This window comes from Xanthobacter wiegelii, from assembly GCF_043193855.2.
Lineage (GTDB): Bacteria > Pseudomonadota > Alphaproteobacteria > Rhizobiales > Xanthobacteraceae > Xanthobacter > Xanthobacter flavus_A.
Map to the genome: position 1 here is coordinate 927,610 of NZ_CM195529.1, position 24,345 is coordinate 951,954.

22 protein-coding genes and 1 tRNA gene are annotated in these 24,345 nt (G+C 68.3%); 15 read left to right on the forward strand and 8 right to left on the reverse strand.

From position 1 onward, the window contains the following. Positions 1 to 149: 149 nt before the first annotated feature. Positions 150 to 1,253, reverse strand: a complete 1,104-nt coding sequence (locus V5F63_RS04240; protein ID WP_394101675.1) for an NAD(P)/FAD-dependent oxidoreductase — start codon at positions 1,251 to 1,253, stop codon at positions 150 to 152. Positions 1,254 to 1,383: 130 nt separating this feature from the next. Here V5F63_RS04240 and V5F63_RS04245 point away from each other — a divergent pair, with 130 nt between their 5' ends. From V5F63_RS04245 to V5F63_RS04265, 5 genes are all read left to right on the forward strand, one after another. Further along, entirely contained in the window at positions 1,384 to 1,725 is a 342-nt protein-coding gene (locus tag V5F63_RS04245) for a DUF971 domain-containing protein (protein WP_394101676.1), read from the forward strand. Then, the gene (locus V5F63_RS04250) at positions 1,722 to 3,470 is read left to right on the forward strand and encodes a fumarate reductase/succinate dehydrogenase flavoprotein subunit (protein ID WP_394101677.1); all 1,749 of its coding nucleotides are present in this window, start codon (positions 1,722 to 1,724) and stop codon (positions 3,468 to 3,470) included. Before V5F63_RS04245 ends, V5F63_RS04250 begins: the two co-directional genes overlap by 4 nt. A gap of 30 nt (positions 3,471 to 3,500) precedes the next feature. Further along, complete coding sequence (locus tag V5F63_RS04255; RefSeq protein WP_024277657.1) at positions 3,501 to 3,734, forward strand: 4Fe-4S dicluster domain-containing protein; 234 nt, start codon at positions 3,501 to 3,503, stop codon at positions 3,732 to 3,734. Positions 3,735 to 3,739: 5 nt separating this feature from the next. Continuing rightward, on the forward strand, positions 3,740 to 4,711 hold the full coding sequence (locus V5F63_RS04260) for a HEAT repeat domain-containing protein (protein ID WP_394101678.1): 972 nt from the start codon (positions 3,740 to 3,742) through the stop codon (positions 4,709 to 4,711). Positions 4,712 to 4,831: 120 nt separating this feature from the next. After that, positions 4,832 to 6,472 carry an alpha-amylase family glycosyl hydrolase gene (locus V5F63_RS04265; protein ID WP_394101679.1) on the forward strand — a complete coding sequence of 547 codons (1,641 nt, stop codon included), beginning with the start codon at positions 4,832 to 4,834 and terminating at the stop codon, positions 6,470 to 6,472. Between the two features lie 55 nt (positions 6,473 to 6,527). On the opposite strand, the gene V5F63_RS04270 is transcribed toward V5F63_RS04265, so the two are convergent. Beyond that, a complete protein-coding gene (locus V5F63_RS04270; protein ID WP_394030362.1) occupies positions 6,528 to 7,559 on the reverse strand; it encodes a TRAP transporter substrate-binding protein in 1,032 nt (343 codons plus the stop codon). Positions 7,560 to 7,780: 221 nt separating this feature from the next. Here V5F63_RS04270 and V5F63_RS04275 point away from each other — a divergent pair, with 221 nt between their 5' ends. From V5F63_RS04275 to bluB, 6 genes are all read left to right on the forward strand, one after another. Next, complete coding sequence (locus V5F63_RS04275) at positions 7,781 to 8,677, forward strand: IclR family transcriptional regulator (protein WP_394101680.1); 897 nt, start codon at positions 7,781 to 7,783, stop codon at positions 8,675 to 8,677. A gap of 26 nt (positions 8,678 to 8,703) precedes the next feature. Beyond that, complete coding sequence (locus tag V5F63_RS04280) at positions 8,704 to 10,323, forward strand: acyl-CoA synthetase (RefSeq protein WP_394101681.1); 1,620 nt, start codon at positions 8,704 to 8,706, stop codon at positions 10,321 to 10,323. A 38-nt stretch (positions 10,324 to 10,361) separates the two neighbouring features. Next, entirely contained in the window at positions 10,362 to 11,123 is a 762-nt protein-coding gene (locus V5F63_RS04285; RefSeq protein ID WP_394101682.1) for an SDR family NAD(P)-dependent oxidoreductase, read from the forward strand. Between the two features lie 96 nt (positions 11,124 to 11,219). Further along, entirely contained in the window at positions 11,220 to 12,728 is a 1,509-nt protein-coding gene (gene glpD, locus V5F63_RS04290; protein ID WP_394101683.1) for a glycerol-3-phosphate dehydrogenase, read from the forward strand. Between the two features lie 21 nt (positions 12,729 to 12,749). Next, entirely contained in the window at positions 12,750 to 14,237 is a 1,488-nt protein-coding gene (gene glpK, locus V5F63_RS04295; protein ID WP_394101684.1) for a glycerol kinase GlpK, read from the forward strand. A 67-nt stretch (positions 14,238 to 14,304) separates the two neighbouring features. Beyond that, positions 14,305 to 14,973, forward strand: coding sequence for a 5,6-dimethylbenzimidazole synthase (bluB, locus tag V5F63_RS04300; RefSeq protein ID WP_394101685.1), 669 nt, complete (start codon positions 14,305 to 14,307; stop codon positions 14,971 to 14,973). A 60-nt stretch (positions 14,974 to 15,033) separates the two neighbouring features. On the opposite strand, the gene V5F63_RS04305 is transcribed toward bluB, so the two are convergent. Then, on the reverse strand, positions 15,034 to 15,594 hold the full coding sequence (locus V5F63_RS04305; protein WP_209487868.1) for a protease inhibitor Inh/omp19 family protein: 561 nt from the start codon (positions 15,592 to 15,594) through the stop codon (positions 15,034 to 15,036). A 303-nt stretch (positions 15,595 to 15,897) separates the two neighbouring features. Between V5F63_RS04305 and V5F63_RS04310 the strand changes: the two genes are divergently transcribed. Beyond that, entirely contained in the window at positions 15,898 to 16,671 is a 774-nt protein-coding gene (locus V5F63_RS04310; protein ID WP_394101686.1) for an SDR family NAD(P)-dependent oxidoreductase, read from the forward strand. A gap of 87 nt (positions 16,672 to 16,758) precedes the next feature. Then, positions 16,759 to 17,688: a methylated-DNA--[protein]-cysteine S-methyltransferase gene (locus V5F63_RS04315; protein ID WP_394101687.1), complete on the forward strand. Its 930-nt coding sequence runs from the start codon at positions 16,759 to 16,761 to the stop codon at positions 17,686 to 17,688. A 10-nt stretch (positions 17,689 to 17,698) separates the two neighbouring features. Here V5F63_RS04315 and hemH read toward each other — a convergent pair whose 3' ends face one another. The 3 genes from hemH to cpdR form a co-directional block, all read right to left on the reverse strand. Next, positions 17,699 to 18,757 (reverse strand): ferrochelatase, encoded by a 1,059-nt coding sequence (gene hemH / locus V5F63_RS04320; RefSeq protein WP_394101688.1) that lies wholly within the window; start codon positions 18,755 to 18,757, stop codon positions 17,699 to 17,701. A 175-nt stretch (positions 18,758 to 18,932) separates the two neighbouring features. After that, positions 18,933 to 19,007, reverse strand: a tRNA-Val gene (locus tag V5F63_RS04325). A gap of 86 nt (positions 19,008 to 19,093) precedes the next feature. Beyond that, positions 19,094 to 19,456 carry a cell cycle two-component system response regulator CpdR gene (cpdR, locus tag V5F63_RS04330; protein ID WP_394030382.1) on the reverse strand — a complete coding sequence of 121 codons (363 nt, stop codon included), beginning with the start codon at positions 19,454 to 19,456 and terminating at the stop codon, positions 19,094 to 19,096. A gap of 190 nt (positions 19,457 to 19,646) precedes the next feature. Here cpdR and V5F63_RS04335 point away from each other — a divergent pair, with 190 nt between their 5' ends. After that, positions 19,647 to 20,534 carry an N-formylglutamate amidohydrolase gene (locus V5F63_RS04335; RefSeq protein WP_209487873.1) on the forward strand — a complete coding sequence of 296 codons (888 nt, stop codon included), beginning with the start codon at positions 19,647 to 19,649 and terminating at the stop codon, positions 20,532 to 20,534. 1,139 nt (positions 20,535 to 21,673) lie between these two features. Next, a complete protein-coding gene (hisN, locus tag V5F63_RS04340) occupies positions 21,674 to 22,459 on the forward strand; it encodes a histidinol-phosphatase (RefSeq protein WP_394101689.1) in 786 nt (261 codons plus the stop codon). A 107-nt stretch (positions 22,460 to 22,566) separates the two neighbouring features. Here the strand turns inward: hisN and V5F63_RS04345 are convergent, their stop codons facing one another. Continuing rightward, positions 22,567 to 23,508 carry an alpha/beta fold hydrolase gene (locus tag V5F63_RS04345; protein ID WP_394101690.1) on the reverse strand — a complete coding sequence of 314 codons (942 nt, stop codon included), beginning with the start codon at positions 23,506 to 23,508 and terminating at the stop codon, positions 22,567 to 22,569. A 115-nt stretch (positions 23,509 to 23,623) separates the two neighbouring features. Next, positions 23,624 to 24,124 carry a hypothetical protein gene (locus V5F63_RS04350; protein ID WP_394101691.1) on the reverse strand — a complete coding sequence of 167 codons (501 nt, stop codon included), beginning with the start codon at positions 24,122 to 24,124 and terminating at the stop codon, positions 23,624 to 23,626. Positions 24,125 to 24,345: the final 221 nt, after the last annotated feature.

A 24,345-nucleotide genomic window follows, 5' to 3' on the forward strand; every position in this document is an offset into this window, starting at 1 on the left:
CCTTTTGCCCCGATGGCTGGTCTTTGCCCCGGCATCCCCCTCACCCCCGGCCCCTCTCCCGCCCCAACTCGGCTGTTGCCGAGTTGGGCTCGCAAAGGTCGAAATCGGCAACAGCCGACTTCGAGGGAGAGGGTAGGCTCTCGTGGCCCCTACCCCTCCGCCACCTCCACCACCCGCTCCGCGATGGCGAGGCAGCTCGTCAGCCCCGGCGATTCGATGCCGAAGAGGTTCACGAGCCCCGGAACGCCATGCACCGCTGGCCCCTGGATGACGAAATCCGGAGCGCGGCCGTCCACGCCGGGGATCTTCGGCCGGATGCCGGAATAGCCCGGGGCCAGGTCTTCCTCCCGCACATCCGGCCAATAGCGGCGGATGGAGGCCATCATGGCGGCCTTGCGGGTGGGATCGACAACGTAGTCCCGCGTGCTGACCCACTCCACATCCGGCCCGAAGCGCCCCTGCCCGCCGAGGTCCAGCGTGAGGTGGGTGCCGAGGCCGCCCATCTCCGGGACTGGATAGATGAGGCGCGAGAAGGGTACTTTCCTAAGGCAGGAGAAGTAGTTGCCCTTGGCCATGGTCTCCTGCGGCACGAGATGGGCGGGCATGCCGGAGATGGCGCGGGCGAGCGCCGGGGCATCGAGCCCGGCGGCGTTGACGAACAGCCGGCAGGCGAGCGTCATGGGCTCCGGCCCGCCGGTGGTGAGCACGACGCCGTCCAGCCCCGCCTCGGCGGCAACAACAGGCGAAGAGAGGGCGAGCATCCCGCCCGCCGCCTCCATATCGCCGAGCAGCGCCAGCATCAGGCCGTGGGTATCCACGATCCCGGTGGAGGGCGAATGCAGCGCCGCATGGGCGGAAAGCGTCGGCTCCAGCGCCAGTGCTTCCGCCCCGCTCAGCATCGTCAGATCATCGACGCCGTTGGCCGCCCCGGTCCTGGCGAGCTTTTCGAGATAAGCGACTTCCTCCGGCGTCGCGGCGACGATGAGCTTGCCGATGCGCCTGTGGCCCACCCCGTGGCTTTCGCAGAAGGCGTAGAGCATCTCCTTGCCGCGCACGCACAGCTCGGCTTTGAGGCTGCCGGGCTCGTAATAGATGCCGGCGTGTATCACCTCCGAATTGCGCGAGGAGGTGCCGGTGCCAATGGCCTCCGCCGCCTCAACCAGCACCACTTCCCGGCCCGCCAGCGCCAGCACGCGGGCGATGGCGAGGCCCACGACGCCTGCGCCCGCCACGATGTAGTCCACCTGATCCATTCAGCTCTTCCTGTGATCCTCGGCCGGTACCATAGCGCAGGCGGGGGCCGCGCAAAGGGTCTCCCTGGAAGTGCTCCAGCCAGCAACTAGTTGCTATCGGCAGGAGGGGCCGCGATGTCCAATCGGGGGCATGATGACGTCTGCCCCCGCACCCCTCCCCTTTGCCGTAGAGGAAGTCCGCCTCGACCGGGACCGGCGCCGCCTGACCCTCGCCTATGGCGGGACGCGGGCGGAATTCTCGGCCGAGCGCCTGCGGAGCGCCTGCCGCTGCGCCGCCTGCACGGCGGACCGCGCCCGCGACCGCTTTCCCTCAGCCTTCCCGGGCGTGGCGCTCACCGGCGTGGAGCCGTTCGGCGCGCACGGCCTGAACCTCACCTTTTCCGACGGCCACAAGCGCGGGGTCTACCCCTTCGCCTATCTCGCGGCGCTGGCCGCGGAAGCCGCCAACGATCTTCCGGAGATGAACCCATGAGCGCGTTCGACAGCGAGATGAAGACCGAGATCGTCGAGACCGACATCCTCGTCATCGGCGGCGGCACCGGCGGCCCCATGGCGGCCATCAAGGCCAAGGAGAAGAATCCCGGCCTCAAGGTGGTCCTCATGGAGAAGGCCAATGTGAAGCGCTCCGGCGCGGTCTCCATGGGCATGGACGGGCTGAACAACGCCGTCATCCCCGGCTACGCGACCCCCGAGCAATATGTGAAGGAGATCACCGTCGCCAATGACGGCATCGTCCACCAGAAGGCGGTGATGGCCTATGCGACGGGCTCCTACCCGATGATCCAGTATCTGGATTCCATCGGCGTGAAGTTCGAGAAGGACGGCTCCGGCGAATACAATGTCCGCAAGGTCCACCACATGGGCACCTACGTGCTGCCCATGCCGGAAGGCCACCACGTCAAGAAGGCGCTCTACCGCCAGCTGCGCAAGCATCAGGTGCTGGTGACAAACCGCTACATGGCCACCCGCCTCTTGACCGGCACGGACGGCCGCGTCGCCGGTGCCATCGGGGTGAACACCCGCACCGGCGAGTTCCTGGTGATCCGCGCCAAGGCTGTGGTGCTGGCCTGCGGCGCCGCCGGCCGCCTCGGCCTGCCGGCCTCCGGCTATCTCTTCGGCACCTACGAGAACCCCGCGAACTGCGGCGACGGCTATGCCATGGCCTATCATGCCGGCGCGGGCCTCGCGAACCTCGAGTGCTACCAGATCAACCCGCTCATCAAGGATTACAACGGCCCGGCCTGCGCCTATGTCACCGGCCCGTTCGGCGGCTACACCGCCAACAACAAGGGTGAGCGCTTCATCGAGTGCGACTACTGGTCGGGCCAGATGATGAAGGAATTCTACGGCGAGCTGCTGAGCGGCAACGGCCCGGTCTTCCTCAACATGACCCACCTCGCCGAGGAGACCATCTCCGAGATCGAGACCATCCTCCACTCCAACGAGCGGCCCTCGCGCGGCCGGTTCCACGAGAACCGGGGCACCAACTATCGCGAGAAGATGGTGGAGATGCACATCTCCGAGATCGGCTTCTGCTCCGGCCATTCGGCCTCCGGCGTGTGGGTGGACGAGAATGCCCGCACCACGGTGCCCGGCCTTTATGCCGCCGGCGACATGGCGAGCGTGCCGCACAATTATATGCTCGGCGCCTTCGTGAATGGCGGCATCGCGGGCGAGGACGCGGCGGACTATTGCGCCTCCACCGACCTGCCGGCCTATGACGCCGCCGACATCGCCCGCGAGCAGGCCCGTGTGATGGCCCCCACCCGCCGCGACGACGGCCTGACCCCCTTCGAGATGGAGTACAAGGCCCGCCGTCTGGTGAACGACTATCTACAGCCGCCGAAGGTGACCGCCAAGTACAAGATCGGCCAGGCCCGGCTCGCCGAGGTGCGCGACGATCTTTCGGCGCTGTGCGTGAAAGATCCGCATGAATTGATGCGGGCGCTGGAGCTGCAATCCATCCTCGATTGCGCTGACATGGCCGCCGCCGCCTCGCTCTACCGCACCGAGAGCCGGTGGGGTCTCTACCACTGGCGCGTCGATCACCCCGCCACCGACAACGAGAACTGGTTCTGCCACACCCTCCTCTACAAGGACGAGATGGGCCGCATGGCGCACAAGAAGCGCGCGGTGGACCCCTATGTCGTCGAGATCGATGAGGACGAGATGGGCGCCTACCACCAGCTGCGCACGCCGGCCATCGCCGCCGAGTGAGCCTCACCCCCCGAATTCCGGAGCTGCCCCATGCCTTTCGCCAATCACACCACCTCCGTGCCCGTGACCGTCGATGACGACAAGTGCATCGCCGAGAAGGGCTGCCGCGTCTGCATCGACGTGTGCCCCCTCGACGTGCTCGCCATCAACCCGGCCTCGGGCAAGGCGCACATGAAGTATGACGAGTGCTGGTATTGCATGCCGTGCGAGGTGGATTGCCCCACCGGCGCGGTGAAGGTCGAAATCCCCTATCTGCTGCGGTGAGCGCCATGGCCATCTTCGACGATTTCGACGACGATCTCGACGCCGTGGCGGATCGCGCCCGCGACCCCGATGCCGGCATCCGCCGCGTGGCCATGCTGGGCCTCGCCGAGAGCGTGGACCCGGGCGCGGTGGACCTGCTGCTCGCTGGCCTGAAGGACGCCGATGCCGGCGTGCGGGAAGCCGCCGCCAAGTCCCTCGACGAGCATTCCGGCCTGCCGGCCGCCCTCGGCCTCATCGATGCGCTGGACGATGCGGTGGAGGCGGTGCGCCTCGCTGCTGCCGAGAGCCTCGCCGACAAGAAGGAGCCGGCCTCCGCCCCCCGCCTCATCGAGCGGGCGCAGGAGACGGGCGGTGCGTGCTCGGCCTTCGTCCGCGCCTCGGCGCTCCGGGCGCTGCGCGACATGCAGGACCCCTCGGCCATGCCGGTGGCTCTTGCCGCCCTCACTGACCCGGAGATCGCCGTGCGGCGCGAGGCGCTGGGCGTTCTCGGCTATCTGAAGGCGGATGCCGCGCTGCCCGCGCTGCTGCTCGCCGCCACCGACCCGGAAGCGGCAGTGCGACGGGCGGTGATGGCGGCCCTCGTGTTCGTGAAGAGCGGTACGGCGGGCGTGCCCGCGCTCATCGCCGGGCTCAAGGACGGCCACTGGCAGGTGCGTGAGGAAGCCGCCTATTCCATCGGCAAGGCCAAGATCCAGGAGGCGGTGGCCCCCCTGATCGTCGCCGCCAATGACGACGCCTGGCAGGTCAAGGCCAAGGCCGTGAACGCGCTCGGCAAGCTGAAGGCCCGCGCCGCCGTGCCCGTTGTTGCCGAAGCGCTGGGCGACCAGCTCTCCAACGTCCGCAAGGAGGCCGCCGCAGCGCTGGGCGAGATCGCCGATCCCGCCGCCGTGCCCGCGCTCGAAGCCGTCTATGACGATCCCGACCCGGACGTGCGCAAGCTGGTGCGCTGGGCCATCGACCGCTGCCGCGCGGCCTGAGTCGATCGGGTCTGTGGCACCCCGGCCTGCGCCCGGTCATGAAACCGAACCGGGCCGGCCGTACTTCTCCAATCTGAGCCGGAGCGCCAGAGTGCTCCGGCAGAGCGGGAGAAGGCGCCGATGGCGGAGCAGGAACTGGCGGAGCAGGAACGCGAGCGGCTGAAGACCGGGCCTGTGTGGTGGCAGTCCGGCGTGGTCTACCAGATCTATCCCCGCTCGTTTCAGGATTCGAACGGCGACGGCGTGGGCGACATTCCGGGCATCATCTCCCGGCTTCCCTATCTCGCCGACCTTGGCGTCGATGCCATCTGGATCTCCCCCATCTATCCCTCGCCCATGGCCGATTTCGGCTATGACGTGGCCGATTACACCGCCATCCATCCCCTGTTCGGGACGCTCGATGACTTCGACCGGCTGGTCGAGGAAGCCCATGCGCGGGGGCTGAAGATCATCCTCGATTTCGTGCCCAACCACTCCTCGCAGGAGCATCCGTGGTTCAAGGCGTCGCGCTCGTCCAAGGACGACCCCAAGCGCGACTGGTACATCTGGCGCGATCCCGGCCCGGATGGCGGCCCGCCCAACAACTGGCTTTCGGAATTCGGCGGCAGCGGCTGGGAATATGACGAGGCCAGCGGCCAGTATTACTACCACGCCTTCCTGAAGGAGCAGCCGGACCTCAACTGGCGCAATCCGGACGTGGTGAAAGCCATGCACGGCGCCCTGCGCTTCTGGATGGACCGGGGTGTCGACGGCTTCCGCATCGATGCGCTCTGGCACGTCATCAAGGATGCGGAGTTTAGGGACAACCCGGCCAACCCGGATTTCCGCGAAGGCATGAACCCCCATTCCGCTCTCACGCACATCTACACCGGCGACCGGCCGGAGGTGATGGACGTGATCGCCGGCTTCCGCGACCTCGCCGATTCCTATGACGGCGACCGGGTGCTGATCGGCGAGGCCTATCTGCCGCTCCACCGCATCGCGGCCTATTACGGCGAGGACGGGCGCGGTGTGCATCTGCCATTCAACTTCACGCTGCTGGCGGCGCCGTGGAACGCCGCGGAACTGGCGCCGCTGATCGCCGCCTATGAAGCCGCCATCCCGGAGGACGGCTGGCCCAACTGGGTGCTCTCCAACCATGATCGCCCCCGTGTGGTTGGTCGGCTGGGGCCGGATCAGGCCCGGGTGGCGGCCATGCTGCTGCTGACGCTCCGGGGCACGCCGACGCTCTATTACGGCGACGAGATCGGCATGTCGCAGGTGTCCATCCCGGCCGAGCGGGTGCAGGACCCCTTCGAGAAGAATGTCCCCGGCCTCGGCCTCGGCCGCGACGGCGCCCGCACGCCCATGCAGTGGGACGACGGCCCCTTCGCCGGCTTCTCCACGGTGGAGCCGTGGCTGCCTTTGGCGGACGATTTCACCGAGGTGAACGTGAAGCGGGAGCAGGGGCAGGCGGCCTCAATGCTCACGCTGACCCGCGCGCTGCTGGCCCTGCGACGGGCGCACCCGGCGCTGTCCGTGGGCTTGTGGTCGCCCGTGGCGGCAGTGGGCGACCTCGTCGCCTATCTCAGGCAGGGGGAGGGGGAGGCGATGCTGGTGGCGCTGAATCTCGGCGGCGATCCGCTGTCGGCAACGCTACCGGGAGCGGTGGGTGGGGGTCGCCTCCTGCTCTCGACCTTCTGCGATCGGGCGGGGGAACGGGTGGGCGACGCCATCGATCTGCGGCCCAATGAGGGCATCGTCGTGCAGCTGTCGCCGTAAACGAAAAGGGGCGGCCTGACGAGGCCGCCCCTATCGATCTCAGCGGGTTCGGGACTCAGGAGAGCTGGCCGGTGTACTTCTCCAGCGTGGCCCAGGCTTCGTCGCCATACTTGCCCTTCCACTCCGCGTAGAAGCCGGCCTTGCGCAGCTGGTCGCGGAAGCTGTCCACCTTCGGCTCGTTGAAGGCGAGGCCCTTCTCCGCCAGCTCCTTGCGCAGGGAATTGTTGAGGGCGAACACGTCGTCGCGCTGCTTGAGGCCGGCCTCGTTGATGTTCTTCGCCACGATGGCGCGCAGGTCTTCGGGCAGCTTCTCGAACGCGCGACGGTTGGCGAGGAACCAGAAGCCGTCCCACATGTGGTTGGTGAGGGAGCAGTATTTCTGCACCTCATAGAGCTTCGCCGTGGCGATGATGGCGAGCGGGTTTTCCTGCGCGTCCACCGCCCGCGTCTGCAGCGCGGTGTAGACCTCGGCGAAGTTGAGCGAGGCGGGCGCGCTGTCGAACGCCTTGAACATGGAGGTCCACAGCGGGGAGACCGGCACGCGGATCTTCAGACCCTTGAGGTCGGCCGCCGTCTCGATGGGCTTGGTGGAGGTGGTGATCTGGCGGAAGCCGTTGTCCCAGATCTTGTCCATGGCGACGATGCCGGCCTTGGCAATCTGCCCGCGCACATAGGTGCCGAGGTCGCCATCCATGGCCTTCCAGACGGTGGCGTAGTCCGGGAAGGCAAAGCCGATGCCGCTGATGGAGGCGTTGGGCACCAGCGTCGAGAGGATCAGCGGCGACAGCGTGAAGAACTCGATGGCGCCCGAGCGGATCTGGCTCAGCATGTCGGTGTCGCCGCCGAGCTGGCTGGAGGGGAAGATGCTGATCTCGACCCGGCCCTTGGTCTCGGCCTTGATCTTCGCTGCCATCTCCTGCGCGCGCACGTTCATGGGATGCGTGACAGGCAGGTTGTTGGCGTATTTGTAGGCGAATTCGGCGCTCTGCGCCCGCGCGACGGTGGGGGCGAACAGGGCCGGGGCGATCGCGCCGGTCAGCGCCGTGGCAGCGCTCGCCTTGATGAGGGTGCGGCGGGTCAGCGTCATCGGTGTTCCTCCTTGCGGCCGTTTCGCGCGGCGCCCCGACTGGCTCCGGCCCGGCCCGACTGGTTTCCATGGGTCCAATATATGGACCTCTTTTTCCGCCGCCCATGCTGGCCCGCTTGTGGCTATTTCGCAAGCAGATTATGGTCCCTTCGGATGCCGCGCGGCGGCAGTCCCAATTCGCCAGATAAATCAGGTCCATATTCTGGATCGAGGGAGCGCGCGTGGCAGGGGGATTGAAGGCGCCCGCCGCCGGAACGACCGGGCCGCAGCATGCGTCGGGCGCCAGCCCGGACGCCGCGCCCGAGGCGACCGGCGGCACCCAGAGCATCGAGCGCGCGGTGGCGCTGCTGATGCTGGTGGGTCGCGCCGGGGCGGAGGGCGCCCGTCTCGCCGATCTCGTGGCCAGTTCCGGCCTGTCCAAGCCCACCGTGCGGCGCGTCTTGCTGGCGTTGGTGCGCGCCGGGCTGGTGGACCAGGACGAGGCGACCCGCCGCTATCATGTGGGGCCCGAGGCCTATGTGCTCGGCACGCTGGCCGCCCCGCGCTTCGGCATCCATGCCCTCGCCCTCGACGGCCTCTCCCGCATCGCCCGCCAGAGCGGCGACTGCGCCTTTCTCTCCGTGCCGCGTGGGACGTTCTCCGTGTGCCTGCACCGCGAGGAGGGCACCTGGCCCATCCGCACCCATGTGCTGCAGGCCGGCGACCGGCATCCCCTCGGCATCGGCGCCGGCGGGCTGGCCATCCTCGCCGCGCTCCCTGAGTCCGAGGCGGCACGGATCGTCGAGGCGAATGTTGCGGCGCTCGCGGGCTATCCCGGCTATTCCCCCGATCTGCTGCGACGCGCCATGGGCGATACCCGCGCGCGCGGGTATGCGCTCAATCCCGGCCTCTATGTCGCCGGCTCGTGGGGCATCGGCGTGCCGGTGATCGGTCCGGACGGGCGTCCCCTCGCGGCTTTGTCGCTCGCCGCCATCGAGAGCCGTCTCGGCGCGGAGCGGCAGAAGGAACTGGTGCCGCTGCTCCAGCGCGAAGCCGCCGCGCTGGAGGCGAAGCTCGGCGGCAGCGAGCGTGGTCCGCCGCAACGCCCGGCCCGTTCCATGGCCCGCCCGGCCCCCTGACCGTTTCCGATCCCGGAGTGAAGCGAATGTCCGCACCTGCCCAGACCGTTGCCGAGGCCCCGCGCGGCGGCGTCGCGCGTACCAGCCGACGGGTGATGAACCTCTCCCACTTCCTGCGCCAGGCGGCGCGGCGGCTACCGGCCCATATCGCCTTCGTGGAGGGCGCGCGCACCGTGACGTGGGTTGAGATGGATGCCCGCGTGGATGCGATGGCGGCGGAGCTGGCGGCACGCGGCGTCGTCAAGGGTGACCGCATCCTCGTGCAGTCGAAGAACTGCCTCGAGATGTTCGAGAGCATGTTCGCCGCCTTCCGGCTCGGCGCGGTGTGGGTGCCCACCAACTACCGCCAGACACCCGGGGAGGTCGCCTATCTCGCCTCAGCCTCGGGCGCGAGCGTGATGATCTGCCACCGCGATTTCCCGGAGCATGTGGAAGCGGTGCGCGCGGAGGCGCCGGCGATCCGCGAGGTCATCGCCATCGGCACCGCGGATTTCGGCGCGGACTATGGCGCCCTCGTCGCTGCCCGCCTCGGTGAGCAGGTGCCGGTGGCGGATGTGGAGCATGACGACCCCTGCTGGTTCTTCTTCACCTCCGGCACCACCGGACGCCCCAAGGCGGCGGTGCTGACGCATGGCCAGATGGCCTTCGTCATCACCAACCACCTCTGCGACCTGATGCCGGGCACCACCGAGCAGGACGCCTCCCTCGTGGTTGCGCCGCTCTCCCACGGCGCGGGCGTGCACCAGCTGGTGCAGGTGGCGCGCGGGGTGAAGACCATCCTCATGCCCTCCGAACGGTTCGATGCCGCCGAGGCGTGGCGGCTGGTGGAGGACTGGCGCGTGACCAACATGTTCACCGTACCCACCATCACCAAGCTGCTCACCGAGCACCCCTCGGCGGACCAGTTCGACCACTCCTCCCTGCGCTACGTGATCTATGCCGGCGCGCCCATGTACCGGGAGGACCAGAAGTTCGCGCTGAGGAAGCTCGGCAAGGTGCTGGTGCAGTATTTCGGCCTCGGCGAGGTGACGGGCAACATCACCGTCCTGCCGCCCTATCTGCATGATCCCGAGGACGGCCCGCATGTGAAGCTCGGCACCTGCGGCTTCGAGCGCACCGGCATGCAGGTCCAGATCCAGGACGATGCGGGCCGGGAGGTCGCACCCTTCGAGACCGGCGAGATCTGCGTCTGCGGCCCGGCGGTTCTGGCTGGCTATTACGACAATCCCGAAGCCAATGCGAAGGCGTTCCGCAATGGCTGGTTCCGGACCGGCGACCTCGGCCACATGGACAATGAGGGCTTCGTCTACATCACCGGACGGGCCTCCGACATGTACATATCGGGCGGCTCCAACGTCTATCCGCGCGAGGTGGAGGAGAAGGTGCTCACCCACCCCGCCATCGCGGAGGTGGCCATCCTCGGCGTGCCGGACCCCATGTGGGGCGAAGTGGGCGTCGCCGTGTGCGTGCCGCGCGAAGGCCATGCAGTAAGCGAGGAGGAACTGATCGCCTTCCTCGACGGGAAGGTCGCCCGCTACAAGCTGCCCCGGCGCGTGCATTTCTGGGACGCGCTGCCGAAGTCCGCCTACGGCAAGATCACCAAGAAGATGGTGCGCGAGGCGCTGGCCGAGCGCGGGCTCATCTGAGCCGAAACTTCAAAGAGACACCCTCAGGGAGAAACGCCGTGTCGAGACCGGGAAGCGTGATCGTGACGGGTGGTGCCTCCGGCATCGGCCTCGCCGTGGTGGAGGTGCTTCTGGCCGAGGGCTGGCGCGTCGTCGCCGCCGACCTCGTGCCCGAGAGCGTCGAGAAGGCGCGGGCCGCGCTCGCCGGCCATGGCGATGCCGTGCGGGTGGTTCAGGCGGACATCTCGGACGAGGCGCAGGTGGTGAAGCTCGTCGCCGAGACCGAAAGCGGGTTCGGGCCGCTGTGGGGTGTTGTGAACTCCGCCGGCATCGCCCGCGACATCCCGGCGCTGGACACCTCGGCGGACATCTTCCGCAAGATCCTCGACGTGAACGTCATCGGCACATTTCTCGTGGCGCGTGAGGCGGCGAAGGTGATGCAGGCGCGCAGCGCCGGCTCCATCGTCAACATCGCCTCCGTGTCTGGCATCCAGGGCAATCTCGGCCGCGCCGCCTATGGCTCGTCCAAGGGTGCGGTGGTCGTGCTCACCAAGATCCTCGCGGTGGAGTTCGCGGCGCTCGGCATCCGTGTGAACGCCATCGCGCCGGGGCCGGTGGATACCCCGCTGGTGCAGGCGGTCCATACCGAACAGGCCCGCGCCGCATGGACCGCGCGCGTGCCGCTCAATCGCTATGCGCAGCCCAAGGAAATGGCGGGCACCATCGCCTTCCTGCTCGACCCCGAGAAGTCCTCCTATGTCACCGGCCAGACCATCAGCGTGGATGGCGGCTTCACCGCCGCCGGCCTGATCGGCGTGTGACACCCGCCCGGTTCTGGCATTCTGTGCCGGCCGAATCGCGTGCCGTCGGGCGCTGCGGTCAGCCGGCGCGGGAACGCCAGTTGCCGGGAGGCCGGGATGGAGGAGAGCGGCCGGGTCTTCGACCTCGCCATCGTGGGCGGCGGCATCAACGGCTGCGGCATCGCTCGCGATGCCGTGGGGCGCGGCCTGTCCGTGGTGCTGTTCGAGAAGGGCGATCTCGCGTCCGGCACCTCGTCCGCCTCCACCAAGCTGATCCATGGCGGCCTGCGCTATCTCGAATATTACGAGTTCCGGCTGGTGCGCGAGGCGCTGGCCGAGCGGGAGGTGCTGTGGGGCATCGCCCCGCATATCGTCTGGCCGCTGCGCTTCGTGCTGCCGCATCATCCGGGTCTGCGCCCGGCCTGGATGCTGCGGCTCGGCCTGTGGCTCTACGACCATATCGGCGGCCGTCGCCTGCTGCCGCCCACGCGCACGCTGGACCTGCGGCACGATCCCGCCGGCCAGCCGCTGCGGCCGGGCTATGGCCGGGCCTTCGAATATTCCGACTGCTGGGTGGAGGATGCCCGCCTCGTGGTGCTCAATGCCCGCGATGCCGCCGACCGGGGCGCATCCATCCGCCCGCGCACGCGCGTCACCGGCGCGCGGCGGGAGGCGGACTTGTGGGTGATCGAGACCGAGCATGAGTTCCAGCCAGCGACGGTGAAGGCGCGGGCGCTGGTGGATGCGGCCGGCCCCTGGGCGGGCGAGGTGCTCGACGTGCTCAAGACCGGCAGGGGCGAGGCGCACGCGCCGCTCCGCCTCGTGCAGGGCAGCCACATCGTGGTGCCGCGGCTTTATGCGCACGACCGCTGCTACATTTTCCAGAATGCGGACGGCCGCATCATCTTCGCCATTCCCTACGAAGGCGACTTCACCCTCATCGGCACCACGGACCGCGACTTCTCCGGCCATCCGGAGGAGGTGCACGCGACGCCAGAGGAGGTGGCCTATCTGTGCGCGGCGGCGAGCGAGTATTTCGCCGCCACCATCGCCCCCGAGCAGGTGGTGTGGACCTATTCCGGCGTGCGCGCCCTCTATGACGACGGGGCGACCGCGGCCCAGTCGGCGACGCGGGACTATGTGCTCACCCTCGACGCGCCGGAGGAGGGCGCCCCGCTGCTCACCGTGTTCGGCGGCAAGATCACCACCTATCGCCGGCTGGCCGAGGCGGCGCTGACGCGGCTCGCGCCGCACTTTCCCCACCTCGGAGCGCCCTTCACCGCAACCGCGCCGCTGCCGGGCGGCGACTTTCCCCGGCAGGGCTACGACACACTGGTGCGCGCCCTGCGCGGCGCGTTCCCGGCGCTCGATCCCGCTCTTCTGGCGCGGCTCGCGCGGGCCTATGGCACGTCGGCTTTCCAGTTGCTGGAAGGCGTCACCGGGGAGGACGACCTCGGCGACTGGTTCGGCGCGCATCTGTGCGCCCGCGAGGTGGATTATCTGATGGATCGCGAATGGGCGCAGACCGCCGGCGACGTGCTGTGGCGGCGCTCCAAGCTCGGCCTGCGCACCGCGCCGCACGCGGTGGAGGCGCTCGATGCCTATATGGCGTCGCGCCGGGCCTGAAACAGAACAGGGGAGGACGCCGTGGCCGCCTATATTCTCGCCATCGACCAGGGCACCACCTCATCGCGCGCGCTTCTGGTGCGCCGGGATGGCTCGGTCGCGGCGCTGGCGCAGGAGGAACTGCCGCAGCATTTCCCTGCTTCCGGCCATGTGGAGCAGGAGGCCGAGGACATCTTCGGCACCGTGCTCCGCTGCTGCCGCGCGGTGCTGGAGAAGGCCGGTGCCACGGCCTGCGACATCGCCGCAATCGGCATCACCAACCAGCGCGAGACGACGCTCGTGTGGGAGCGGGCGACCGGCCGCGCCATCCATCGTGCCATCGTCTGGCAGGATCGCCGCACGGCCGAGACCTGCGCGCAACTGGAGGCGGAGGGCCACGGGGCGCTGGTGAGCGCGCGCACCGGCCTCCTGCTCGATCCCTATTTTTCCGCCACCAAGATCGCCCACATCCTCGATGCCGTGCCCGGCGCGCGGGAGCGGGCCGAGACCGGGGAACTGGCCTTCGGCACGGTGGACAGCTTCCTTCTGTATCGCCTCACCGGCGGCCGAACGCATGTGACGGACGCCACCAATGCCGCCCGAACCCTGCTCTTCGATATCCATCGCGGCGTGTGGGACGACGACCTCCTCGCCGTATTCGGTGTGCCGCGCGCGCTTCTGCCCGAGGTGAAAGACTGCGCGGCCGATTTCGGCACCACCGATCCCGCGCTGTTCGGCGGTCCCATCCCCATCCGGGGCGTGGCGGGGGACCAGCAGGCGGCCATGGTGGGGCAGGCGTGCTTCGCGCCCGGCATGGTGAAATCCACCTACGGCACCGGCTGCTTCGCCTTGCTCAACACGGGGACCACGCCCGTCGCCTCCTCCAGCCGGCTGCTGACCACCATCGCCTATCAGATTGGCGGGCGGCGGACCTATGCGCTGGAAGGCTCCATCTTCGTTGCCGGCGCGGCGGTGCAGTGGCTGCGCGACGGGTTGAGGATCATCTCCGCCGCCAGCGAGAGCGACCGCCTCGCCGCCGAGGCCGACGCGGGACAGGACGTCATCCTCGTGCCCGCCTTCGTCGGGCTCGGCGCGCCTTATTGGCGGCCGGAGGTGCGCGGCGCCCTGTTCGGCCTCACCCGCGCCACCGGACCGGCGGAACTGGCGCGGGCGGCGCTGGAAAGCGTGTGCTTCCAGACCGTGGACCTCATAGACGCCATGCGCGCCGACTGGCCGGACGGCGACACGGTGCTGCGCGTGGACGGCGGCATGACCGCGTCCGACTTCACCATGCAGCGCCTCGCCGACCTGCTGGGCGCGCCGGTGGACCGGCCGGTTGAGAAGGAGACGACCGTGCTCGGCGCCGCCTATCTTGCTGGCCTCGAGTGCGGCTTCTTCCCACCGCCGGACGTGTTCGCCGGACAGTGGCGGCTGGAGCGGCGGTTCACGCCGCAGATGCTGCCCGAGGTGCGCGCCGGCCGCATCACCCAGTGGCGGGATGCGGTGGGCCGGCTGATCGGCGGGGTGTGAGGGCGGGGTTGACCTTGCCCGCGCCCTGCCGCCGAATGGCTTGAACAATCACAGGGAGGGCGCCGCGATGATCCGGGACGACAGTTTCTCGGTCGAGGAGCGAGCCGCCATCTACCGCTGCATTGCCGCGCGGCGGGACGTGCGCCGGAATTTCCTGCCTGACCCCGTGCCTGACGCGGTGCTTGCCCGTGTGCTCGCCGCCGGCCATGCCGCGCCCTCGGTGGGCTTCCTGCAGCCGTGGAACTTCATCGTGGTGCGCTCGGACGAGACCAAGGTGGCGCTGCACGAAGCCTTTTCGCGCGCCAACGCGGAGGCGGCCGAGATGTTCGAGGGCGAGCGGGCGCAGCTTTATCGCACGCTGAAGCTGGAAGGGCTGCGCGAGGCGCCACTCCTCCTGTGCATCACCTGCGAGCGGGACAGGGCGGGGCCGGTCGTGCTGGGGCGCACCCACCAGAGCGAGATGGACATCTATTCCACCGTCTGCGCAGTGCAGAACATCTGGCTGGCGGCGCGGGCGGAAAATCTCGGGGTCGGCTGGGTGTCGATCCTCGACCTTGCCGACCTCAGACGCATCCTCGCCATTCCGGATACCATCGTGCCGGTGGCGCTGCTGTGCGTGGGCTATGTGGATGGGTTCGCGACAACGCCCGACCTCGAGCGCACCGGCTGGCGCCAGCGGCTGCCGCTGGAGGAGCTGGTCTTCGCGGAGCGATTTGGGGAGAAGGCGGTGACGTGAGGCGCGCCGCGCAGGCCTCTGCGTTGCCCGCCTCAGCGGATGCCCCTGACGTTGCCCGCCTCAGCGGGCGAGGGCGACCTGCTGGCCGGTCTCGGCGATGGTGCCGACGTAATGGTTGGGACCATCCGGCTGGAGCCGGGCGGTGACCTTGCCCTGATGGTTCTGCAGCACAATGTCCGAGCCCATCATATCCCAGCCCTTGGTCATGAAGATCTCGCTGGGGCAGGAGACGTCGGCCTGGGCGGACAGGCCGCTGAGGCCGCGATCGGTGCCGAGGCGGACCGGGCAGGAGCCCTTGCCGCCGTCCCAGGAGAAATTCCAGGAGCCGGACATCTGCTCCTTCGCCGCGCTGGGCGCGAAGGCGGTGGCACCTGGATTGGCCGGAGGCGGGGTGAGGGGCACGTTGGAGGCGGTGGTGCGCGGCGTGATGGCGCCGGTGGCGGTATCGGCAGCAGCCGTGGACACGTTGCCGGGCACGGGCGAGGATTCGACCGCCGCCGTCGGCGCCGTGAGCACGCGATTGGCCGCCGTGGCGGACGGCTTCGCCCCGAAGCCGTCGAGCTCCGTGCTGCACCCGCCAAGGGTCAGCGCCAGCGCCGCCGTAACCAGAACCACCTTCATCCACTGTTCTCCGGACGTATCCGCAACCTAGCGCCTTCGCACGAAAACCGCCACCCGCCCCTGGGTGGCTCGCACGGGACGCCATTGACGTTCGGACCGCAACTGACAGGCGCGAACCCTAGCCGGCTGCGGGTAAACGAACCTTTCCCCGAGATCGTGGCGTTAGCAAGGCTGATGACGTATTTAGGTACCGTTTCAGGGCGGCGGATAGACGCGATGGTTAAGGCGGTTTAATGACCGGCGCACGTTGGCGGCACGATTTCTGCGCCCTTCCCCCTGTCCTTGCCTTGCTTGGAGCTTTCCATGGCCATGCTCGATCCGCGCACCCTGACCCTGATCGTGACCGGAGCCACATCCGGCATCGGCGCCGCCACCGTCCGCCGCTTCGCGAGTGCGGGTGCCAAGGTGGTGGCGGTGGGGCGCCGGGCCGATCGGCTGGAGAGCCTCAAGGCCGAGTTCGGCGACCTCATTCTACCGCTTGAGCTTGATGTGCGGGACGAGAAGGCCACGTTCGAGGCCTTCGCCAGCCTGCCGGCGCCGTTCGCCGACTACAACATCGTCTTCGCCAACGCCGGCCTGGCGCTCGGTCTCGAGCCCGCGCAGAAGGCGGACATGGACGAATGGAAGACCATGGTGGAGACCAACATCACGGGCATGCTCACCACCGTCCGCGCCAGCCTGCCCGCCATGGTGGAGCGCGGGGAGGGGCATGTGGTGTTCACCGGCTCGGTCGCCGGCGACTATCCCTATCTGGGCGGCAACGTCTACGGCGCCACCAAGGCCTTCGTGAAGCAGTTTTCTCTGAACCTGTGGGCGGACGTGGCTGGCACCGGCGTGCGCGTGACCAATATCGAGCCGGGCCTCGTGGAGACCGAATTCTCGGTGGTCCGCTTCTCCGGCGACAAGGACAAGGCGGACAAGGTCTATGCCGGCTACACGCCCATGACGGCCGAAGATATCGCCGAGCAGGTCTATTTCGCCTGCACCATGCCCCGCCACGTCAACATCAACCGCATCCAGTGCATGGCCGGGCAGCAGACCTTCAACGGGCTGACCGTGCGCCGCGATCCGGCCTGAGAGGCTGGACCGGGGCGGGGAAATCGGGTGGCCGGCCCTTGCGGCGCCTGCTGAGATGGGCAACGCTCGATCAGAAGGAGACGTGCCGTGCTGGCGCTCGATGCCCCCGATCTCATCCTGCCCGCGGCGGCGCCGACGCTGACGGCAACGCCGGCCGCGCCGCTCGACATCGCCGCCCGCGACTACGACGTGGTGCGCCGGGCGGTGGAATACATCTCCCGCAACGTGCGCCGGCAGCCGGAGGTGGAGGAGATTGCCGCCGCCACCGGCGTCTCCGCCCGCGCCCTCACTGATCTGTTCCGCCGCTGGTGCGGCCTCACGCCCAAGGCGTTCCTCCAGGCCGTGACGCTGGATCGCGCCCGGCGCGTCGTCGCCGAATGCCCGAACGTGCTCGATGCAGCGCTGGAACTTGGACTGTCCGGCCCCGGCCGCCTGCACGATCTGTTCGTGGTGCATGAGTCCATGTCGCCCGGCGAGTGGAAGACCGGCGGCGCGGGCCTGGTGATCCGCTTCGGCTTCCATCCCTCGCCGTTCGGGCAGGCGCTCGCCATGTCAACGCCGCGCGGGCTGTGCGGCCTCGCCTTCGCCGATCTGGGGGAGGAGGCGGCCGCGCTCGCCGACATGCGCTCGCGTTGGCCCAACGCCACCTATGTGGAAGATCCGGCGTCCACCGCGCCGCTGGTGGCGCAGATCTTTGATCCCGCCGCCGGCCGGGGCGACCAGCCGCTCCGCATCGTCTTCATCGGCACGGATTTCGAGATTCGTGTGTGGGAGACGCTGCTGCGCATCCCCATGGGCCGCGCCACCACCTATTCCAGCATCGCCGAGCACGTCGGCAGCCCCAAGGCGGCGCGCGCCGTGGGCGCGGCGGTGGGCAAGAACCCCATCTCCTTCGTGGTCCCCTGCCACCGCGTCATCGGCAAGAGCGGCGATCTCACCGGCTATCACTGGGGCCTGACGCGCAAGCGCGCCATACTCGGCTGGGAAGCCGCGAAGGTGGAGCCGAAGGCGGAGTGAGGGGAGGGGGCTAGCCGATCCAGCCCCGCAATTCCCGCTCCACCACAGTCTTCAGCACCCGCATGCCCTCGTCCCCCGCATTGAGGCAGGGGATGGCGGCGAATTTCTCGCCGCCGGCGTGCTCAAAGATTTCGCGGTTCTCGACGCCGATCTCCTCCAGCGTCTCCAGGCAATCGGCGACGAAGCCGGGATTGAAAATGGCGAGCCGCTTCACGCCATTCTCGGCGAGGGCCTTCACGGTCTCGTCCGTATAGGGCTTCAGCCATTCCTCGCGGCCGAAGCGGGATTGGAAGGTGAGGCGGAAGCGCTTTTCGTCCATGCCGAGCCGCGTGCGCAGCAGGCGGGCCGTCTTGGCGCACTGGCAGTGATAGGGGTCGCCCTTCAGGAGGTAGGACTTCGGCACGCCGTGGAAGGAGGCGAGGATCACCTCCGGCTCGAAGTCCAGCGCCGCCAGATGCCGTTCGAGGTCGCGCGCCACCGCATCGATATAGACCGGATCGTCATGCCAGGGCGGGGCGACGCGCAGCGTCGGCTGCCAGCGCATGGCTTTCAGCGCATCAAAAGCCTTGTCGCAGACGGTGGCCGACGTCGCGGCGGCATATTGCGGATAGAGCGGCACAAGCAGGATGCGCTCGCATCCCTGCGCCTGCAACGCGGCGAGGCGCTCGGCGATGGGCGGCTTGCCGTAGCGCATGGCGAAATCCACCACGATGCGGTCGTCGATGCCGGCGAAATGGGCGGCAAGCTTCTCGGCCTGGTCGCGGGTGATGGTCTTGAGCGGGCCTTCGTTGCGCTCGGTGTTCCAGATGCTCGCATAGTCGCGGCCCTTGGGGCCGGGGCGCTTGGTGAGGATGATGGCGTTGAGCACGAACCACCACAGCGCGCGGTTCACCTCGATCACCCGCCGATCCCAGAGGAATTCCTTGAGATAGGCGCGCATGGACCAATAGTCCGTCGCCTCCGGCGTGCCGAGATTGACGATGAGCACGCCGATGCGCCCGAACGCCACCTTGGGGTGGTCCTTGGGAAAATGGGCGGTGTCGGGGGAGAAGGCGGGAGCGTCGATCATCAGGTCCTCGGCTGCTGCCGGTGAGATGGCGCCTCGGCCGGGGCGCGTCAATGCGCCGGACGGCGCCCAGCTGATACGTCGCCGTGACCGTGCCGGATGGCCGCTCCGGGAAACGATGAAGGCCCGGACGACAGATGTCGCCGGGCGGATCGCCGCCGGAAGGTGAAGTGAGGGATGGTGGGCGCGACAGGGATCGAACCTGTGACCCCTACGATGTCAACGTAGTGCTCTCCCGCTGAGCTACGCGCCCCCTCGCAGGAGCCGCCTCTATATCGGCTCAAATCGCCGGAGGCAAGGCGGGTCTATAAGACGATGGTCCGGCCTGTGGATGACGGCTCAGGCCGCCGCCAGCATCTTGCCCACCTCGCTTACGAGGTCGCGCAGATGGAACGGCTTGGACAGCACCTTGGCCTCGGTAGGGGCCTCGCCGTCCGCATTGAGGGCGACCGCCGCGAAACCGGTGATGAACATCACCTTCAGGTCCGGATCGAGCTCGGTGGCCCGGCGGGCCAGCTCGATGCCGTCCATCTCCGGCATCACGATGTCGGTGAGGAGCAGTTCAAACGGCTCCTCCCGCATGCGTTCGTAGGCGGAGCGGCCGTTGTCGCAGGAGGCGACGGAATAGCCCGCGTTCTGCAGCGCCTTCACAAGGAAGCGGCGCATGTCGTTATCGTCTTCAGCGAGCAGGATCTTGGCCACGCCGCTTCCCCTGATGTCATGTTCTGGCCGCCCCCGGCCGAAGCAGGGGGTTCATATGACCTGTCTGCCGCAATCGGGTAAATTCGAAGTGAAAGCCACGCCGCCCCTTCACAAAAGGTGTCCCGCCGGGCCATCATTCCGCCGGCCGCCCGTGTGAATTCCGGAATTGATCCAAGGTGCTGGGTTCTTGATGACCGCCTGTCTCGCCGACACCATTGAACCCGCATTCGAGGTGCTCACTCCGGTCGAGGCGCGCGCGCCTGTCCTCTTCAACTCTCCCCATTCCGGCCGGATCTATCCGCGCAGCTTTGTCGAGCAGACCCGCCTCGACTTTGCAACCCTGCGCCGCTCCGAGGACACGTTCGTCGACGAACTGTTCGGCGATTGCGTCGCCCTGGGCGCGCCGATGATGCGCGCGCTGTTCCCGCGCTCCTTCCTCGATCTCAACCGCGAGCCCTACGAACTCGACCCGCGCATGTTCGAGGGGCGGCTGCCGCCCTTCGCCAACACGCGGTCGATTCGCGTTTCCGGCGGGCTCGGCACCATCGCGCGGGTGGTGGGGGACGCGCAGGAAATCTATCCCCGCCGCCTCGCCGTGAACGAGGGGCTGGAACGCATCGAGACCTATTACAAGCCCTACCACCAGACCTTGCGCCGCCTCGTCGGCCGCATCCAGCGCGAATGGGGCATGGCGGTGCTGGTGGATTGCCATTCCATGCCGTCCTCTTCGGCCCGGGACGAGGTGGCGCGGGCCGATTTCGTCATCGGCGACCGGTACGGGACGAGCTGCAGCGAGCTGGTGACGGACGCCATCGAGCGGTCGCTGGTCGGCCGCGGCTACCGGGTGGTGCGCAACAAGCCCTATGCGGGCGGCTATATTACTGAGCACTACGGAAACCCCTCCGCCGGGCTGCACGCGGTGCAGATCGAGCTCAACCGCAGCCTCTACATGGACGAGGCCGCCTATGAGCGAAATGGCGGATTTGTGCGGGTTCAGGCCGACATTCTCGCCCTGATGGGGGATCTGTTCGTCGCGGTGTCGGAGGGCCTCGCCCCGCTCCGTGCGGCAGCTGAATGACAAAGCTCTGCGTTTTTGCATAAGGTGCCTTGCGTTTTTCGTATGGCAAGGCTACCAATTGCGCACGGCTGCCGAGGAATTACTCAGGCACCATCGAATTCCGGCCCGGACAGGCTTCGCCGTGCGAAGAAGTCCGCGAGACACGGGATCGAATGGCGGCGCAAGACCGCATCCAGGGATGGAACGAGAGGGGCCTAGACAGGGCAGCGGGTGACGGCGAATGCCGGATCGGCCAGCCCAAAAAGAAAGGGGCCGTCCGCGTGAGCAGACGGCCCAAGTCTAGGGAGGAAACGCCCAAGGAGGGCAGCGACACAGCGACGCCAATCGCCGTGTCGCAATGCACAAATAGCCTAGTGCAGTGCCATAAATCAAGTGCGCGTTTGTCGCAGTCTGGTATACCAGAACAAGGCATTGAAATTTAAAAGGATTTTATCGTGCAGGCTGCGCTCCCCGATCGGGCGCGAGGCCGAGCGCGGCGAGATTTTTTTGCCGAAGCGCCAGCTTGGCGCGAGTCGGCTCCCGCGATGCGGTCGGCCGAACCTCACCGAAACTGAGAACGCGCGCAGGTGGGGATTGTCCGGTCACCCGACGATCCCAAGGGATGCCCGAGTGTTCGGCTGCTGGCGGAGACGGGGAGGAGAGTGCCCCGCGCTGCAAGCGCGCTGGCTTGGGCCACCCTCGGCGACAGGGCGCCGAAAAAGAAAGGGGCCGCTGTGAACAGCGGCCCAAGTCTAGGGAGGAAACGCCCAAGGAGGGCAGCGGCACCGCAACAAGCAATGCCGCGCTGCATCAATATGACGATCGGCCCCCTTTGCATCAAGCCCGTGTCAGGCAGATAGTTTGTGCAAGCGTTCAAATTTTAAAACCATTTAATTTCAATCGCTTGAAATCGATATGCACATTCTGTGCGCGTTATGGCCGCGACATGTGCCTCCTATGCGGTCATTCGGTGCCGCAAGGGGCAATCCAGCACGCGGGTCTCGTTTTGCGTTGCGGTAATATTGTCCTTCGCTTTGCCGCGGGACGTCCTCCGCCCCATCCGGCACTGCCCCCAGCAGATTTCCCTTGGCAGCGGTCCGCGCCCGCGCTTTCTTCCCGCCGCGGGCACGTCCAGTCCGCCCGACCTTTCCGGAGCCCTCATGACCGCCGTCGATTTCGACGCCTTTGTCCATCAGCTTGCGACTGTTTCGGGCGAGGCCATCCTGCCTTTCTTCCGCACGGCGCTGGGCATCGAGGACAAGAGCGCGGGTCGCGCGTTCGATCCGGTCACGGAGGCGGATCGGGCGGCCGAGCAGGCCATGCGCGCGCTGATCCGCTCCACCTTTCCCGCCCACGGCATTATCGGCGAGGAATTCGAGAATGTCGCCGCGCAGGCGCCCTACACCTGGGCGCTCGACCCCATCGACGGCACCAAATCCTTCATCGCCGGCCTGCCGGCCTGGGGCACGCTGATCGGCCTTCTGAAGGACGGCGATCCGGTCTACGGCATGATGCACCAGCCCTTCATCGGCGAACGCTTCTTCGGCGACGGCGGCGCGGCGCGCTATCGTGGTCCGGCGGGCGAGCGGCTTCTCGCCACCCGCGCCTGCGACCGGCTGGAGGATGCGGTGCTCTACACCACCAGCCCCCGCCTCATGAACGACGAGGACCGCGCCGCCTTCGGCACGGTGGAGGAGCGCGTGCGCCTCTCGCGCTATGGCGGCGATTGCTACGCCTATTGCATGGTGGCGGCGGGGCTCATCGATCTCGTCATCGAGACCGGCCTGCAGGATCACGACGTGATCGCCCTCGTGCCCATCATCGAGGGGGCCGGCGGCGTGGTCACCAGCTGGGAGGGCGGTTCGCCGGTGGCCGGCGGCCGGGTGGTCGCGGCCGGCAGCCGCAAGGTCCATGAGGCGGCGCTGCGCCAGCTTTCCGGCGGCTAAGCCCGCGCGGCGCCTGAGCGTGGCAACGCAAAGCCAGCCCGCGCGGCGCCTGAGCGTGGCAAGGTCTCAAGCCCGCGCGGCGCTTGAGCTTTGCCACGTAAAACCTCTCAGATCGGCGTGCCCGGAATGAAGGCGTCGAACGCGGCCCAGAACTGGGCGCGGAAGATGTCGCGTTCCATCAGGAGTTCGTGGCGGCTCGCCGGCACCACCACATGGGCGCCGGCGATGAGCCGCGCCGAAAAGTGTTCGATCGCCTTGTTGGAGACGAGCCGCTCCCCCCCCGCCGCGATGATGAGCAGCGGCTGGCGGATGCGCGGAATCACGTCGGGATGGGTCAATTCGGCCATGGTGGAATAGGCGCCCGCGAGCCAGCCAATGGTTGGCGCGCCGAGGTCGAGCTGCGGATAGGCCGTGACCAGAGCCTGCGTGCGGTCGAACCGGCCCCGGTCCGAGGTGAGCGGGTTGCCCTCGAATTTCAGCCGCGCCAGCGTGCGCCCGCGCCCGCCCGGCACGAAGGCGCGGGCGAAGCCCAGGTGGGAGAGAACGGTGGCGGTCGGCCGCACGATTCCCTCGAACGGCACCGAATCGAGCCCCAGCATGGGTGCGCTCAGCACCATGCGGTCGAACCAGCGGTGCCCCTCCAGCACGGACGAGAGCAACACCGAGCCGCCCATGGAATGGGCGAGCGCGAAGTGGGGCGGCGGGCAATCTGGCAGCAGCACCTCGCGGGCAAACGCCTCAAGGTCGAGCTGATAGTCCGAAAAGCGGGTGACATGCCCCTTCAGGCGGTTGCGCAGCAGCCGTTGCGAGCCGCCCTGTCCCCGCCAGTCGAGCACGGCCACGGCGAAGCCGCGCGATCGCAGTTCGCGCACCACCTCGAAATACTTCTCGATGAATTCGCACCGGCCGCTGAGGAGGGCAATGGTGCCCTTTGCCTTGCCCTCCGGCAGGAAGCGGGCGAAGCGCAGGCGCACGCCGTCGCGGGCGGTGATCTCGCCCGTGATCGCGCCTTCGGGCACCGGATTGTTCGGCAGGGAATAGAGCGTCATGAGGCTCGCGGCGGTGAAGGCGGGCTTCGTTGCGGATTGCTGGGGCTGAGGGTTACACGCCGGGCGCCCGGTCCACAATCGCCGTCTCGTCCGCATCGCCGGCGGGGAGCGTGCGTCAGCGTTGCTCTGCGGTGCCGATGACCTGCATGCCGCTGATGTCGCCGCTCGCTGCGTCCAGCACCAGCCGCACCCGCTCGCCGCGGGGGCCTGTGGCTTCAGCGAGGAAGCTCTGGCCGCGCTGGCGCACGCCGCTGATCTGGCGGAAGCCGCGGGCTTCCAGGTTCGGAGCCACAGTCTCGGCGGTGAGTGGGCGGGGGCCGGCGGGAGCGGCCTGATAGGGCCTGTAGGCGCGGGGGGAGATGGCACCGGGCAGAAGCACGGCCTCGTCCGGCATTTGCGTGGCGGTCGCCGCGGCGGCGCGGGCCGGCGTCGCTGAGGGAAAGCCGAGGGTCCCGGCCTCGCTGGGGGGGTGATGCGTGCGCAGGGGCGGCGGCTTCGCCGGAAGGTCGACCTCTGCGGCGGCCGGGGCGGCCCCGCACTGGGCGGCGGCCGGCGCAACCGGCGGCACGAGCGCCATCAGGAAGAAGGCCACAGTGGCGGCCGAACAGGCCCGCATCGCCCGATCTCCCGTTGCCCCCGCCGCCGAGCGGATGACGCCGCGCACGGAGCAGATGTCGTTGGGAAAAGTCTAGCTGCAGCGCGTGAACGCGGCCCTGCGCCGCCGTTCATCCCCCGTTCAGATTGAACGATGCCGGCACCCCTTGACGCCCCAAAATCGCCTCCCCACATCCGAAAAGGCGCCGGGCAGAGACCTGACGGCGCCTGACCGGACCCGGC